Source organism: Pseudomonas ogarae, assembly GCF_014268695.2.
GTDB lineage: Bacteria > Pseudomonadota > Gammaproteobacteria > Pseudomonadales > Pseudomonadaceae > Aquipseudomonas > Aquipseudomonas kilonensis.
Genome location: NZ_CP077086.1, coordinates 2,515,867 through 2,530,341, shown reverse-complemented (window position 1 = coordinate 2,530,341; position 14,475 = coordinate 2,515,867). Strand labels below are relative to the sequence as shown.

Genomic DNA, 14,475 nt, shown 5'->3' with positions numbered 1-14,475 from the left:
TGTGGGAGCGAGCTTGCTCGCGATGGCGGCCAAAACAGACACCCCAGGACTCAGCGCCCGCCCCCCAAATCCACAAACGTCCCGGTCGCATACGAAGCCTTGTCCGACAACAACCAGATAATCGCTTCGGCCACTTCATCCGGACGCCCGCCCCGGGCCATGGGGATCGCTGATTCCAGCTTGCTGACCCGGTCCGGATCGCCGCTCAGGGCATGGAAATCGGTGTAGATGTAGCCGGGGCGTACCGCGTTGACGCGAATGCCTTCGCCGGCCACTTCCTTGGACAAGCCGATGGTGAAGGTGTCCAGCGCGCCCTTGGAGGCCGCGTAATCGACGTACTCCCCCGGGGCGCCCAGGCGCGCGGCCACCGACGAGACGTTGACGATGCTGCCGCCCTGCCCGCCATGCCTGGGCGACATGCGCAGCACCGCGTGTTTGGCGCAAAGAATCGGCCCCAGCACGTTGGTCTTCATGATCTTGAGAATGCGGAATTCGGACATTTCATCGAGCCGGGACTTGTGCGCGACCGTGCCGGCGTTGTTCACCAGGGCAGTGACACGGCCCAGCTCGGCGTCGACCCGGTCGAACAGGCCGATCACTTCGTCTTCGATGCTCACGTCGGCCCGCACGGCAATCGCCTGCGCGCCCTTGGCCCGGACCTGTTCGAGCACCTCCTGCGCGGCACTCTCATCGGACTGGTAATTGATGCAGATCCGATAGCCCAACTCGGCAGCCAACAGCGCCGTGGCCGCCCCGATTCCGCGGCCGCCACCGGTGATGACGATGACTTTATCCACGTTTGCTTCCCCCATTCCACGGATAGACGTGCGCTGCCAAGAATAGCGTTCACGTCACGCTTTGCACAAACCGCTGCGCTTACCGGGCCAGGGCGCGCAGATCCAGGCGTCCATCCAACAGCGGCGGGCACCAGTAATAGCCGCCGGTGATTGGCCGGCTCATGCGATACAGGCCATCGGTAATGCCGTCTTCCAGGCCGCTCATGCGGCGCAGTTGTGCCTCGAAGGCATCGAGGGAGAAACCGAACGCCAGGAACATCAGCCCCGCACGGTCGCCTTCGATCCACGGCATGGAGCGACGGACCACGAACGCCTCCGGGGCGAAGCTTTCCTGGGCGGTGCGCTTGACGTGGGCCGACTCCGGCGCGTCGTCGAGTTCTTCGTTGTCGCTCAGGCGACGGCCCATGATGTTGTCGCGCTCATGGGGTTGCATCGCCGCGAAGCCATCAAGATCGTGCTGCCATTGTTGGATCGCAGCGAAACTGCCACCGCGCACCCCGTCGGCACCTTGGGCCAGGGCGGCGGCGATGGCCGCTTCGTCGTGAGGGTTTTCGGTGCCGTCTTCGTAGCCGGTCAGGTCATGGCCGGTCATGTGGCGGAAGGTTTCGTTCATCTGCACCAGGCGCAGCGCCGGGGCCAGCGCCGCCTCGATGGCGCGACTGCGGTGCATCAACTCGCCGCGGTCTTCGCCGTGCAACCAGCACCACAGCGCGTGTTGGGTCGACGGGTTGTCCACGCCCACTCCGGTCAAGGCAGGAAAGGCCCGCAGGCCTTCGACCTGGGCCCCCAGCGCCTGGACCAGCGATTCGCCAAAGCCGACCACGGCCCGGCCATCGAGCAGCAACAGGAGTTTATCTATCGCAGCCGGCAGTGCCTCGACCGATTCCAAGGCAAAAAACATATGACGGGCCTGAGGCGGAACAGGGGTGGCGAGAATGCCGGGCTGGTAGTAACTCATATGAACTCCTTTAGAAAGAGCGCAAGTTTACCCGGCGGCTGCCGCTTTGTGTGGTTTGGCTTGAGGTCCGGTCGCGCCGGGAAACCGGGCCGTTTTGTGGGAAGGTTCCCGCAGCCCTGTCAGACCGCTCAGAAACATGCCTCCGCCCGATAGCCTCGGATTGCCGGGCAGCCAAAAACGCCCTAGATTGCCCCACTCTAGGAAGGTCAACGAGAACGCTGCACCATGCAAATTGCCAGATCGATACTCGCCGGGACTTTTTTCCTGGTCTGCGGGACGCCCGCAGGCTTTGCCCAGGAGCGCATTGAAGACACAGTCAATGCCGTCATCCAACCGTTGATGAAGCAACAGGACATCGCCGGCATGGCCGTGGCGGTCACCTACAACGGTCAACGCCATTACTTCAACTACGGCGTGGCCTCCAAGGACACGAAAAAGCCGGTCAACGACCAGACCCTCTTCGAAATCGGCTCGGTCAGCAAGACCTTCACCGCCACCCTCGGCGCCTATGCACAGGCCCAGGGCAAGCTGTCCCTGGCCGACCCGGCCAGTCGCTTCGCCCCCGAGCTGCGCGGCAGCGCCTTCGAGGGCATCAGCCTGCTCAATCTCGCCACCTATACCGCCGGAGGCCTGCCGTTGCAGTTTCCCGAAGAGGCGGACCATCCGGACCGGATGTTTGGTTATTACACAACCTGGAAGCCGCTCTACCCGGTCGGCACCCAACGGCTCTATTCAAACCCGAGCATCGGCCTGTACGGCTATCTGGCAGCCCGCAGCCTGGGGCGGTCGTTTGACGAGGTGATGGAACGCACGCTGATGCCAGGACTGGGGCTCAAGCACAGCTATGTGCGGGTGCCGCAGGATCAGTTGGGCCGATACGCCCAAGGCTATGCCAAAGACGGCAAGCCCGTCCGGGTCGGGCCAGGTGCCCTGGATTCCGAGGCTTATGGGGTGAAAACCAGCTCATCGGATCTGATTAGTTTCCTCGAGGCCAACCTGCGACCTGAAAAACTGGACGCGGATCTGAAGCAAGCGATTGCCACGACGCATACAGGTTTCTACAAGGTTGGCGGGATGAATCAGGGGCTGGGCTGGGAGTTCTACCCCGCTCCGTTCACCTTGGATGACCTGCTCGCGGGCAACACACCGCAGATGGCCCTGACCCCACAAAAAACCGAAGCTCTCAACCCGCCCCGCCCTGCGCCGGACGGCACCTGGATCAACAAGACAGGATCCACCAACGGTTTCGGCGCGTACGCGGCGTTCGTGCCCGGAAAGGACATGGGGATCGTCATGCTAGCGAACAGAAACTACCCGATCGAAGAACGGGTGAAAGCGGCGCATCGGATCCTGATGGCGTTGGATGGTCAATAACTCATGACGCCTCGGGGTGATGAGTTTCCCTGTGGCGAGGGAGCTTGCTCCCGCTGGGTCGCGCAGCGACCCCAAACCGGTCATTCGATCATCCATTGAAAAAAAGCATAGGGCTGCTGCGCAGCCCAGCGGGAGCAAGCTCCCTCGCCACAAGGGCCTCGGCGCTATCGGGGATCAATCCTCCAGCGGCTTCGGCGGTGCCGCCGGCTTGGCGGCCTTGCCAGCCTTGGCGCCTTTCGCATCCTTGGCCGGTGCAGGCTCCGGCGCGGGAGGTGGGGCTGGAGGTGTTGCTTCTTTTTCTGCCGCAGGCAGTTTATCGACGGTGTCGAAGAGGTCTTTCAACTCGATCGCCCCGGAATGCTCAAGCTTCTTTTCCCCGTCCTTGCCCACCAGGATGATCTTGGTCTGTGCACCGGCTCCCAGCTTGAGCGAGCGAATCAACGCCATGGTGCTTTGCGGGTCCAGGTCCTTGCCATCGCGCTGCCCAATGGTATTGAGCACGGTATAGAGCACCATGTTGCGCTCGGAAAAGCCCTGCTTGCCTGCCGGTTCATCCAAGGCCTTTTTCAGGCTCACCCAGGCAGGGTCGACCGTGCTGGGCGCGATGACCACAAGGGGACGTGACCTGCCTGCGTCCGCCAACAGGGGGGAATCGCCATCGGCAGCGAACAGAGGGCCGGCAATGGCCAGCAAGGTAGCGAAGGTCAACGACCGAATGAGCATGCGCCTCTCCTTTTGATATTTACGCTGTACTGAGTACACAGGGCGGCGATTGTTCCGCGTGCGTCACCCAATACTGCGCCTGCCTGACTTGAAGCTTAGGCGAGGGGGTTCATTGCGCAACCATGGTAGCCAACGCGTGTGGGAGGAAGAGGTGTGAACGCTAAAAATACAGTCACCACAAACGAGTGTGGGAGCGGGCTTGCTCGCGAAAGCGGTCTGTCAGTCGACATCAACATTGACTGAAAAACTGCTTTCGCGAGCAAGCCCGCTCCCACAGTGGATCTCGGTGCCAGTGCTAGAACGCCAGCTTGAACCCGATCATCGCCAGCATCACCGCCAGGCACGGGCGCAGCAGTTCATCGGAGATGCGGCCCGACAAATGACTGCCCAGGTAGATCCCCGGCAACGAACCGATCAGCAGGAAACCCAGGATGTGCCAATCCATGTTGCCCATGCTCGCATGACCCAGGCCAGCCACCAGGGTCAGCGGCACGGCGTGGGCGATCTCGGTGCCCACCAGGCGCTTGGTGACCAGGAACGGGTAGAGGATGAACAGCGCGACAGTACCCAGGGCGCCAGCGCCGATCGAGGTCAACGCGACCATCGTACCCAGCACGAGGCCAGTGATGACCGTCAGCACATTGAGGCGGACACCGGAGGGGTTGTAGTGGCCGCCAGCGCGGTCGTGGGCGAATTGCAGCAGGCGCTTCTTGAACAGGATCGCCAGGGCGGTGGCGAACAACACGAAGCCCAAGGCTTGCTTGATCACCGCGTTCATGGCGTCGGGGGAGCTGTGCAGGCTGCTGAGGAACCACAGCGTCAAGCCGACCGCCGGCACACTGCCCAACGTCAGCCAGCCGGTGATCGCCCAGTCGATGTTGCGATTTTTTGCATGAACCAGGACACCACCAGACTTGGTAATGGCCGCGTACAGCAGGTCCGTACCTACCGCCGTCGCAGGGTTGATACCAAACCACAACAGGATCGGGGTCATCAGCGAACCCCCGCCGACGCCGGTCATCCCGACGATGAAGCCGACCACCAGACCTGCAACGACTAAACCGACATTACCGAAATCCATTAAACCCGTCTCAGCACGACCGCGTGAAAAATCTGGCCGCGAGCATAGCGATTTTTCTTATAACCCCCTATATCGATGTGATCTATCTTTATTCCTTTTCCATCACTTCATTGAACCGGCAAGAAGTTGAGGAACAGCAGGCTCTGGGCGTAATTCAAGCCGATCCGCCGGTAGCGCTCATCGAGCATCTGGGTCAGCAGGTCCAATCGGGCGACGATTTTTCCAAACTCCACGGCGAAACTCAGGTTGCTGCCCTCCTCCGAAATCTCATTGGAAAACAGCAACAGCTTACCGTCCTTGTTCTGCCGCTGGCTCAGCAGCCAGGTGGCTTTTTCGATATTGCGCGCCGCGTTGCTGACAAAACGCGGGTCGATGGTGTCGGTCATGTAGAACTCGAGGCGATTGCCATGAGCGGTGACCAGCATGCTGCCGATGGCATAGATGAACGCCCCGACCCGATCGCCGAGAAATTCCGGGCTCATGGCATAGCTCAGGGCCGCCAGGTCCTTCTTGCCACCCAGGGTTGGCAAGGGCTGTTGCTGCTCGATGGCCAGGCGCACCTGTTTTTCCGCAGTGCGGGCGTCGAGAAAGCCGGACTTGCGCAGTTCTTCGGGGTTGCGCAGGTAAAGCTTGCTCATCAGCAGATAGAGGCTTTGCAGGTTGTCATGCATCGACAACGTGGCCATGCGATCGACGCTGGTCTGCAAGAACTCCTGGGGCCTGGCGTTGCTGAACTGCGTGACCATGTCCTGCCCCTGCTGATGACTGCAGCCGCCGCTGAACAGCATCGACACACCAACCAACAACGCCAGGCAGCAGCGGCGCAATCTCGTCACAGAATAAAAAACACCGGCCATCGAGTCTCGGTCTGGGCATGGGGAAGCGATGGGAGTCGTCGCCTCCAGGCCCATGGATAGAGCAGCAAAAAACGCAAAAGTGCAGTGTTGGAAGAAAACCTCAATCTATCGCAACGCCTCCTCAGCCTAATTAGTCTTACTTTTTAATTGATAATTCTCTATTTATGGCTATAAATCCCTTCTCGCCCATCAAATAGAAAGACTACTAACCAGAAAAACCTTCAGCGCTGTCCGACCAGTAACGGACTCGCCCGCGTTCAAAACAACAACAAAACAACAGGAAGGAAGGTCATACCATGCTTGAATCCAGACAACTGCTCACGGCTCTCGGAGTGTCCCTGATGATCGCCACCTCGGCTTCCCAGGCTGCCGGCCTGACCAACGAACGCGGTGCATTCGGCAAGACCGACGACGGCACGGCGGTGGAAAAATTCGTGCTGCGCAACAGTCACGGCATGGAGGCCACGGTCATCACCTACGGCGGCATCCTCCAGTCATTGAGCGTGCCGGACAAAAACGGCAAGGTCGCCGACATCGTGCTCGGCTTCGACGACGTGCAGGGTTACCAGAAGAACGGCAGCGTGTATTTCGGCGCGACCATCGGCCGCTTTGGCAATCGCCTGGCCGACGGCGCCTTCGAGCTGGACGGCAAGCGTTACCAAGTGCCGCAGAACGACCATGGCAACTCCCTGCACGGCGGGCCGCAAGGGTTCGACAAGCGCGTCTGGAAGGCTCAGCCGCACAATGCCAAGGACTCGGTGGGCGTCACCCTGACCCACCTGTCACCCGATGGCGAGATGGGCTTTCCCGGTGCACTGAAGACCGACGTCACCTACAGCCTCAACGAACAGAACGAGTTGCGGATCGAGTACAAAGCCACCACCGACAAGCCCACAGTGCTGAACCTGACCAACCACAGCTATTTCAACCTGGCCGGCGCAGGCAACGGCGACATACTCGAGCAGCTCGCGACCCTGCACGCGGCCCACTACACGCCGGTCACCGGCAAACTCATTCCCACCGGCGAACTGGCCCCCGTGGCTGGTACGCCGATGGACTTCACCCAACCCACCGCCATCGGCACCCACATCAAAGCCGATCACCCACAACTCAAATTCGCCGAACCGAAACAAGGCGGCTTCGATTTCAACTGGGCGCTGGACGCCAAAGGCGACGTGAACAAACTGGCCGCCGAGGTGTATGACACGGAATCTGGACGACGCCTGCAGCTCTACACCACCGAACCTGGCGTGCAGTTCTATACCAGCAACTTCCTCGACGGCACCGTCAAGGGCAAGCAAGGCAAGGTCTATCCGCATTGGGGCGCGTTCACCCTGGAAACCCAGCACTACCCCGACTCGCCCAACCAGCCGAACTTCCCCTCGACGCGGCTTGATCCGGGCCAGACCTACACCCAGACCATGGTGTTGAAGTTCTCCGCAAAATAACTCCCCCGCCGGATCGTTCCCACGCATGGGAACGATCCATGCGGGAACACTTGGTCTATCCTGCTGCCACACGTCAAAGCTCAAAAACAGGAGAAAGGCATGAGGACGCTGGAATTGGCGGGTGTGTCCGTACCGGTCATTGGCCAGGGCACCTGGCGCATGGGTGAGGAACCGTCTGATCACAAGAAAGAAGTGGCCGCCCTGCGGTTGGGAATCGAATTGGGCATGACCCTGATCGACACGGCGGAGATGTATGCCGAAGGCGGTGCCGAAACCGTCGTTGGCGAAGCGATCACCGGCCTGCGCGACCAGGTTTTCCTGGTGAGCAAGGTCTATCCCCACAACGCCAGTCGCAAAGGTATTCCCCTGGCCTGCGAACGCAGTTTGCGGCGGCTCGACACCGATTACATCGACCTTTATCTGCTGCACTGGCGTGGGCAGTACCCGCTGGACGAAACCGTCGAGGCCTTCGAGCGTCTGCGCGAAGAAGGCAAGATCGGCCGTTGGGGCGTGTCGAACTTCGATGTGGCGGACCTTGAAGAACTGACCGCGCCGGGCTGTGCAACCAACCAGGTGCTGTACAACCTGCAGGAACGCGGCATCGAATTCGACCTGCTGCCCTGGTGCCAACAACAGCGCATGCCGATCATGGCTTACTGCCCGGTCGGCCAGGGCGGGCACCTGCTCAAGGATCACACCCTGGGACAAATCGCCGAACGCCATCGCGCCACACCGGCGCAGATCGCACTGGCCTGGCTGCTGCGCCAGGACAATGTGATTGCCATTCCCAAGGCCGTGAAACCTGAACATGTGCGCTTGAATGCCGAAGCAGCCAACCTCAAGCTTGAACCGCAGGACCTGGCCGCCCTCGACCTGATATTTCCCCAGCCCCAGGGCAAGCAGCGCTTGGCGATGGTCTGAAGACCCATCCAACCTCAGGGATTCACACAGACTTGTGGCGAGGGAGTTCATCTGTGGGAGCAAGGCTTGCCCGCGATGGAGACGACGCGGTGTCCTGGGAAAAACGAGGCGCCCGCATCGCGGGCAAGCCTTGCTCCCACAGGGGATAAACCCTGACCACGGGCTCGGCCTGAATACCACGGAGTTTCAGAACAACCCCATCTGCCCCCCCACCAACGTCGAAAAATCATCATCCACAAACGGCAGGATCGCATCCGCCACCGGCTGTAGCTGTTTGGTCACGTAGTGGTCGTAATCGATTGACGCGCTGCGGATTTCCAGCGGTTCGGGGCCGGCAACGGTGATGACATAGCTGATCCAGCCACCATTCTGGTATTGCCGCGGGCGGCCCTGGCGCTGGTTGAACTCATCGGCCAACCGCGCGGCCCGCACATGGGGTGGAACGTTGCGTTCGTAGTCTTCCAGCGGCCGACGCAGACGCTTGCGGTAGACCAACCGTTCATCGAACGCACCGGACAGGGTCTGCTGCACATAATCGCGCACATAATCCTGATAGGGCTTTCGGTGGAAGATCCGCCCGTACAGCTCCTGCTGGAATTGCCGGGCCAGCGGCGACCAGTCGGTGCGCACGGTTTCCAGGCCCTTGTAGACAATTTCGTCGCTGCCGTCGGCGCGAGTCACCAGCCCGGCGTAGCGTTTCTTGCTGCCCTCCTCGGCGCCGCGGATGGTCGGCATCAGAAAGCGCTTGAAATGCGTTTCGAACTGCAGCTCCAGCGCACTCTCCAACCCGAACTCATCGCGCACCTGCCCCCGCCACCATTGGTTGACGTGGGCCACCAACTCGCGACCGATCCTGGCCGCTTCCTCCTGGCCATGGGCCCGGCGCAGCCAGACGAACGTGGAATCGGTATCGCCATAGATCACCACATGCCCCTGGGCTTCGATCAACTGGCGGGTGTGCTGCATGATCTGGTGGCCACGCAGGGTGATGGACGAGGCCAGGCGCGTATCGAAGAAACGGCAGCCACTGGAACCGAGCACGCCATAAAAGGCGTTCATGATGATTTTCAACGCTTGGGACAGCGGCGCATTGTGCTCGCGCTTGGCGGTCTCCCGGCCTTCGGAGATCCGCGCCACGATGGCCGGCAGGCAATGTCGAGTACGGGAGAAGCGCGCCCCACGAAAGCCTGGCACCGATTCCTGGTCATCCGGGTGGCGCAGCCCTTCGATCAAGCCCACCGGGTCAATCAGGAAGGTGCGGATGATCGATGGATACAGGCTCTTGTAGTCCAGCACCAACACCGACTCGTAGAGCCCCGGCTGGGAATCCATGACAAACCCACCCGGGCTGGCCTCGGGCGGGCGCTGGCCCAGGTTCGGTGCAACAAACCCTTGGCGATGCATCAGCGGCATGTACAGGTGCGTGAAGGCCGCCACCGAACCTCCGCTGCGGTCCGCCGGCAGGCCGGTGACGCTGGCCCGTTCCAAGAGAAACGTGAGCAGTTCGGTCTTGGCGAAGATCCGCGTCACCAGTTCACAGTCCTTGAGGTTGTAGCGGGCCAGGGCCGGCTTGTCCTCGGCGAACATGCGATTGATCTCGTCCATGCGCTGGTACGGGTTATCGATGGACTTGCCCTCCCCCAAGAGCGTCTGGGCAACGTTTTCCAGGCTGAACGAGGGGAAACTCCAGGTCGCCGAACGCAGGGACTCGATACCGTCGATGATCAACCGGCCAGCGGCCGAGGCGAAGAAGTGATTCTTGCGCGCGCCGTGCTCGCGCCATTGCATCTCTTCGCCACCACGCCCCAGGCGCAACGGCACGGCCAGGCGCCGGGCGTGTTCATGCAGTACCCGCAGGTCGAACTGCACCAGGTTCCAACCAATGATCGCGTCAGGGTCGAAACGGGCGAGCCAGTCGTTGAGTTTTTTCAGCAGTACCGTGCGCGATTCGCAGTATTCCAACTGGAAATCCACGCCAGTGTCGTCGCCATTGGCTGGCCCGAGCATGTAGACCTGGCGCTCGCCGCAGCCCTCCAGGGCGATGGAATACAATTCGCCCTGGGCGGTGGTTTCGATGTCCAGGGACACCAGGCGCAACGGTGGACGGTATTCGGGCGCCGGTTTCATCTGGGCATCGACCAGCAGGCCATCGGCGGCCGGCGTACCGCCAAACCAGACCGGGGCGGTGATGAAGCGCTCCATCAGGTAGCGCTCCGGCGGCCGGATGTCCGCTTCGAACACCTCCACACCGGCGCGGCGCAAGGTGCTGTCCAGGCGCATCAGTTGGGCATGGTGCTGGCAATACAGCCCCAGCACCGGACGATGCTCGAAATCCAGCAGGTCCAGGGGGCGTAGTTCTACCTCCTTCTCCCCTTGCAGCAAGGCTTCGAGCTGGCCGCGCTGGATCTGCGGCACAAAGGCCACCGACGTCTGCACCGGCAGGCGCACGCGCCGGGGACCGGCGTCGGTCGCCAGCCAGAACTCGACTTCGGTGCCGGCCGGGGTATCGCGCCAATGCCGGGTCAGGACGAAGCCCTGCTGTAAATCCACCGCTGCAACCTCGAATTCTACGTAAGCGACGATTCTACCTGTGGCGAGGGAACTTCACCTGCCCAACTGTTACTTCACCGAACTGCTTTTGTGGCGAGGGGATTTATCCCCGCTGGGCTGCGAAGCAGCCCCAATAAGCTGATTACATCAACCTGACACGCCGCGTTAGCAGTTTTCTGGGGCTGCTGTGCAGCCCAGCGGGGATAAATCCCCTCGCCACAAAGGTGGATGACACCACATCGAAGGAGAATTTCCGGGCAATGACGCTTTTGGACGACTGGCCGCCGCTTTACCGCTTGCTCTGCGCCGTTGGGTCTACGATGCTTTAACAACCAGCAAAAACAACACCTGAGGCTCCCCCATGAAAACCGTCGCGCAGTTGCTCCGGCTAAAAGATGAGAAGAACCAGCAAGTGCACACCATCTCACCGGACGACATGGTATTGCAGGCCCTGATGCGCATGGCCGAGAAGAACGTCGGAGCCTTGCTGGTGGTGAAGAACGATGAAGTGCTGGGGATCATCAGCGAGCGCGACTATGCCCGCAAAATGGTCTTGCGCGGTCGCTCATCGGTGGGCACGAAGGTCAGTGACATCATGGTCTCCCCCGTGATCACCATCGACCCGCACCAGAATGTCGAGACCTGCCTGAGCATCATGACCGAAAAACACCTGCGGCATTTGCCAGTGGTAGAGGACGGCAAACTGGTCGGCCTGCTGTCCATCGGCGACCTGGTCAAGGAAGCCATCGCCGAACAGGCCGATCTGATCAGACAACTGGAGCAATACATTCGCGGGGAATGATCCGTTCGGACGGGTTGCTCATTCCCAAGGCACTTCTATATTGAAGGGGTTGTTCCTGCGAGCATCCCGATGGCCGACACCGACCGATTGATCATTTGTGAACATTGCGATGCGGTGTACGAGCCGGTGGTGCTCGCTGCGCACCAGAAAGCCTCGTGCGTGCGCTGCCACGCGGTGATCCAGCGCCACAACGGCCTGACCATCGAGCAGCGCCTGGCCTTGAGCGTGACGGCCGCGGTGTTGTGGGCCTTCGCCAACATCTACCCGATCATGAGCATCCGCCTCCAGGGCCTGAGCAACAGCGCGACGTTATGGGATTCCATCGTGGCGCTGAGCCATGGGCCGATCACCTTCATCGCCCTGGTGACGGCGGTGGCAATCATTATCGCGCCGGCCTTCCAACTGGCGCTCCTGATCTGGGTGCTGGGCCATGCCCACCTCCAACAGCGGGCGCCGGGGTTCAACCTGTGCATGCGCAGCCTGGAAACCCTGCGCCCCTGGAGCATGCTGGAAGTGTGCCTGCTGGGCGCGCTGGTGGCGGTGATCAAGCTCGCCGGCTTGCTGGACGTACTCCCGGGCATCGGCCTGTTCGCCCTGGCGGCCTTGAGCCTGCTGATGATCCGCATTGCCGGGCGCGATGTCCGCGACCTTTGGGACAACCTGTGAACGGCGAGCCGATGGACACCCCGCCAGAGGCCCGCGACCTGGACCTGTGCCTGTGCCACAGCTGCGGCCTGGCCTGCGACATGACCAACGAACCCGGAACCTGCCCGCGTTGCGACGCCCCCTTGCATCGACGCAAACCTGACGCCATCACCCGCACCTGGGCCTACATGCTGGCCGCGCTGGTGTTCTACATCCCGGCCAACCTGCTGCCGGTCATGAATACCCAGATGCTCGGCGAAGGCGCCGACAGCACCATCATCAGCGGCGTCATCGAGTTCTGGCAAAGCGGTGCCTGGGACATCGCCCTGATTATCTTCATCGCCAGCATCGCGGTGCCCGGCATCAAGTTCGTGGTGCTGACCCTGTTGCTGGTGACCGCACAACGGCGCAGCACCTGGGCCCAGGTCCAGCGGGCGAAACTGTACCGACTGGTGGAAGTCATCGGCTACTGGTCGATGCTCGATGTGCTGGTGGTGGCCCTGGTGGCAGCCCTGGTCAAGTTCCAGGCATTGAGCGACATCGAACCACGACCGGGCATCCTGTTCTTCGGCCTCGTGGTGCTGTTCACCATGCTGTCGGCCATGAGTTTCGACCCCCGGCTGATCTGGGACACTCAACGATCCGAGGAGGTCATGGATGAAGTCGCAAGCCACTGACGGGCAGCAACCCGCACCCGGCCGCGCCCACGTCACCACCCGCCGCTGGACGGTATCGCTGGTGTGGATCGTGCCGATCATTGCGGTGCTGGTGGGCATTTCCCTGGTGGTCCACAACTGGCTGCAGGAAGGCCCGACCATCACCATCACCTTCAAGACCGGCCAGGGCCTGACCGCCAACAAGACCGAGGTGAAGTATCGCAACGTGGTCATCGGCCAGGTCACCGACGTGCAACTGAGCCACGACCAGAAGAACGTCACCGCCACGGTCAAGCTCGCCAAGACAGCCGACACCTTCACTCACGAAGACTCGGTGTTCTGGGTCGTACGGCCACGCATCGGGGCCGGCGGTATCTCGGGGATCGACACCTTGCTGTCCGGGGATTTCATCGGGGCCGACGCCGGCCAGTCGAAAGTGCGCGCCAAGTCCTTCACCGGCCTGGAGAACCCGCCCCCCATCACCTATGGCGAACCGGGCAAGCGCTTCACCCTGCACTCCCAGGACCTCGGCTCGCTGGACATCGGCTCGCCGGTGTACCTGCGCAAGATCCCGGTGGGACAGGTCGTGTCCTACGCCCTGGACGCCGAGGGCAAAGGCGTCAACATCGACGTATTCGTCAACGCCCCTAACGATGTGTACGTCACCGAAAACACCCGGTTCTGGAACGTCAGCGGCGTGGACGTGAACGTCGGTGCCAATGGTTTCGCGGTCAAGACCGAATCGCTCTCGGCCCTGCTGCTGGGCGGCATCGCGTTTCGGGCGCCGGAGTACAGCCCCAACGACGTCCCCGCCAGCGAGGACAAGACCTACGAGCTGTTTGCCGACCAGCAGAGTGCCCTCGCCCCGCCCGATGGCAAGGCGCAATACCTGGCCCTGCGGTTCGACCAGGCCCTGCGCGGCTTGCGCGTCGGTGCGCCGGTGGAGTTCCTGGGGGTGGAGGTCGGCAGGGTGGTGGCCATCAATCTGGATTTCGATGAGAAACAGCGCAGCTTTCCGGTCAACGTCGGCGTGGTGATCTACCCACAGCGCCTGGGCAAGGCCCATGAGAAACTGCTCAAGGCACTCAATCACGACCCGGAGGACGAAGCCGCCTCTGCCCGCCTGATGGGCAGCTTTGTCGATCGGGGGCTGCGTGCCCAGGCCCGCAGCGGCAACCTGCTGACCGGGCAGTTGTACATCTCGCTGGATTTCTACCCCAAGGCGGAAAAAGTCGCCTTCGACCCCACCGCCCGGCCTGTGCGCATACCGACCATTCCCGGTAGCCTCCAACAATTGCAGGAACAATTGCAGGCGATGGTCGAGCGAATCAACAAACTGCCGCTGGAAAGCGTCGCCAGCAACCTGAATGGCAACCTGGTGGAGCTGCGCAAAGGCCTGGCCCAATTCAATAGCAAGACGCTGCCAAGTGTGCAAAACACCTTGCAGGACGTCAGCAAGACCCTGCAATCGGCCAACTCGACCCTGGCCGAAGATTCACCGCAGCGCGAACAACTGACCCAGACCCTGGACGACCTGGGGCGCATGTCGCGCTCGCTGCGCGAGCTGTCGGACTACCTGAGCCGCCATCCCGAATCGCTGCTTCGCGGCCGTCCCAAGGACGCACCGGCGCAGAACCTCACATTGCCGGTGAAAGAATGATCA

13 protein-coding genes are annotated in these 14,475 nt (G+C 61.6%); 7 read left to right on the top strand and 6 right to left on the bottom strand.

Features of this window, described 5'->3' with window-relative positions; genetic code table 11:
- Positions 1–50: 50 nt before the first annotated feature.
- Together HU749_RS11290 and HU749_RS11285 are read right to left on the bottom strand one after the other, a co-directional pair.
- Complete coding sequence (locus HU749_RS11290; protein ID WP_079302514.1) at positions 51–797, bottom strand: SDR family oxidoreductase; 747 nt, start codon at positions 795–797, stop codon at positions 51–53.
- Between the two features lie 79 nt (positions 798–876).
- Entirely contained in the window at positions 877–1,755 is an 879-nt protein-coding gene (locus HU749_RS11285; RefSeq protein ID WP_046062089.1) for a Dyp-type peroxidase, read from the bottom strand.
- 225 nt (positions 1,756–1,980) lie between these two features.
- Here HU749_RS11285 and ampC point away from each other — a divergent pair, with 225 nt between their 5' ends.
- Positions 1,981–3,129 carry a class C beta-lactamase gene (ampC, locus tag HU749_RS11280; RefSeq protein ID WP_186650637.1) on the top strand — a complete coding sequence of 383 codons (1,149 nt, stop codon included), beginning with the start codon at positions 1,981–1,983 and terminating at the stop codon, positions 3,127–3,129.
- Between the two features lie 174 nt (positions 3,130–3,303).
- Here the strand turns inward: ampC and HU749_RS11275 are convergent, their stop codons facing one another.
- The 3 genes from HU749_RS11275 to HU749_RS11265 all read right to left on the bottom strand — a co-directional run bounded on the left by HU749_RS11275 (position 3,304) and on the right by HU749_RS11265 (position 5,790).
- The gene (locus HU749_RS11275) at positions 3,304–3,852 is read right to left on the bottom strand and encodes a DUF4174 domain-containing protein (RefSeq protein WP_095963030.1); all 549 of its coding nucleotides are present in this window, start codon (positions 3,850–3,852) and stop codon (positions 3,304–3,306) included.
- Between the two features lie 295 nt (positions 3,853–4,147).
- Entirely contained in the window at positions 4,148–4,933 is a 786-nt protein-coding gene (locus HU749_RS11270; protein WP_014339233.1) for a sulfite exporter TauE/SafE family protein, read from the bottom strand.
- Between the two features lie 107 nt (positions 4,934–5,040).
- Positions 5,041–5,790 (bottom strand): hypothetical protein, encoded by a 750-nt coding sequence (locus tag HU749_RS11265; protein WP_046062092.1) that lies wholly within the window; start codon positions 5,788–5,790, stop codon positions 5,041–5,043.
- A gap of 296 nt (positions 5,791–6,086) precedes the next feature.
- Here HU749_RS11265 and HU749_RS11260 point away from each other — a divergent pair, with 296 nt between their 5' ends.
- Together HU749_RS11260 and HU749_RS11255 are read left to right on the top strand one after the other, a co-directional pair.
- Complete coding sequence (locus HU749_RS11260) at positions 6,087–7,238, top strand: aldose epimerase family protein (RefSeq protein WP_186650635.1); 1,152 nt, start codon at positions 6,087–6,089, stop codon at positions 7,236–7,238.
- Between the two features lie 99 nt (positions 7,239–7,337).
- Positions 7,338–8,159 carry an aldo/keto reductase gene (locus tag HU749_RS11255; RefSeq protein ID WP_046062094.1) on the top strand — a complete coding sequence of 274 codons (822 nt, stop codon included), beginning with the start codon at positions 7,338–7,340 and terminating at the stop codon, positions 8,157–8,159.
- A 186-nt stretch (positions 8,160–8,345) separates the two neighbouring features.
- Here HU749_RS11255 and HU749_RS11250 read toward each other — a convergent pair whose 3' ends face one another.
- On the bottom strand, positions 8,346–10,709 hold the full coding sequence (locus tag HU749_RS11250) for a DNA polymerase II (protein WP_186650633.1): 2,364 nt from the start codon (positions 10,707–10,709) through the stop codon (positions 8,346–8,348).
- Between the two features lie 361 nt (positions 10,710–11,070).
- Between HU749_RS11250 and HU749_RS11245 the strand changes: the two genes are divergently transcribed.
- The 4 genes from HU749_RS11245 (at position 11,071) to HU749_RS11230 (ending at position 14,472) form a co-directional block, all read left to right on the top strand.
- The gene (locus HU749_RS11245) at positions 11,071–11,511 is read left to right on the top strand and encodes a CBS domain-containing protein (RefSeq protein WP_046065886.1); all 441 of its coding nucleotides are present in this window, start codon (positions 11,071–11,073) and stop codon (positions 11,509–11,511) included.
- Between the two features lie 69 nt (positions 11,512–11,580).
- Positions 11,581–12,177 carry a paraquat-inducible protein A gene (locus tag HU749_RS11240; protein WP_046065885.1) on the top strand — a complete coding sequence of 199 codons (597 nt, stop codon included), beginning with the start codon at positions 11,581–11,583 and terminating at the stop codon, positions 12,175–12,177.
- Positions 12,178–12,188: 11 nt separating this feature from the next.
- The gene (locus tag HU749_RS11235) at positions 12,189–12,833 is read left to right on the top strand and encodes a paraquat-inducible protein A (RefSeq protein ID WP_046065884.1); all 645 of its coding nucleotides are present in this window, start codon (positions 12,189–12,191) and stop codon (positions 12,831–12,833) included.
- Positions 12,814–14,472, top strand: a complete 1,659-nt coding sequence (locus tag HU749_RS11230) for a PqiB family protein (protein ID WP_046065883.1) — start codon at positions 12,814–12,816, stop codon at positions 14,470–14,472. Before HU749_RS11235 ends, HU749_RS11230 begins: the two co-directional genes overlap by 20 nt.
- Positions 14,473–14,475: the final 3 nt, after the last annotated feature.

What these genes read in the sequence shown, in the direction of transcription:
- HU749_RS11285 (WP_046062089.1), bottom strand. Translation starts at nt 1,755, where the DNA reads ATGAGTTACTACCAGCCCGGCATTCTCGCCACCCCTGTTCCGCCTCAG.
- ampC (WP_186650637.1), top strand. Translation starts at nt 1,981, where the DNA reads ATGCAAATTGCCAGATCGATACTCGCCGGGACTTTTTTCCTGGTCTGC.
- HU749_RS11275 (WP_095963030.1), bottom strand. Translation starts at nt 3,852, where the DNA reads ATGCTCATTCGGTCGTTGACCTTCGCTACCTTGCTGGCCATTGCCGGC.
- HU749_RS11270 (WP_014339233.1), bottom strand. Translation starts at nt 4,933, where the DNA reads ATGGATTTCGGTAATGTCGGTTTAGTCGTTGCAGGTCTGGTGGTCGGC.
- HU749_RS11265 (WP_046062092.1), bottom strand. Translation starts at nt 5,790, where the DNA reads ATGGCCGGTGTTTTTTATTCTGTGACGAGATTGCGCCGCTGCTGCCTG.
- HU749_RS11260 (WP_186650635.1), top strand. Translation starts at nt 6,087, where the DNA reads ATGCTTGAATCCAGACAACTGCTCACGGCTCTCGGAGTGTCCCTGATG.
- HU749_RS11255 (WP_046062094.1), top strand. Translation starts at nt 7,338, where the DNA reads ATGAGGACGCTGGAATTGGCGGGTGTGTCCGTACCGGTCATTGGCCAG.
- HU749_RS11245 (WP_046065886.1), top strand. Translation starts at nt 11,071, where the DNA reads ATGAAAACCGTCGCGCAGTTGCTCCGGCTAAAAGATGAGAAGAACCAG.
- HU749_RS11240 (WP_046065885.1), top strand. Translation starts at nt 11,581, where the DNA reads ATGGCCGACACCGACCGATTGATCATTTGTGAACATTGCGATGCGGTG.
- HU749_RS11235 (WP_046065884.1), top strand. Translation starts at nt 12,189, where the DNA reads ATGGACACCCCGCCAGAGGCCCGCGACCTGGACCTGTGCCTGTGCCAC.
- HU749_RS11230 (WP_046065883.1), top strand. Translation starts at nt 12,814, where the DNA reads ATGAAGTCGCAAGCCACTGACGGGCAGCAACCCGCACCCGGCCGCGCC.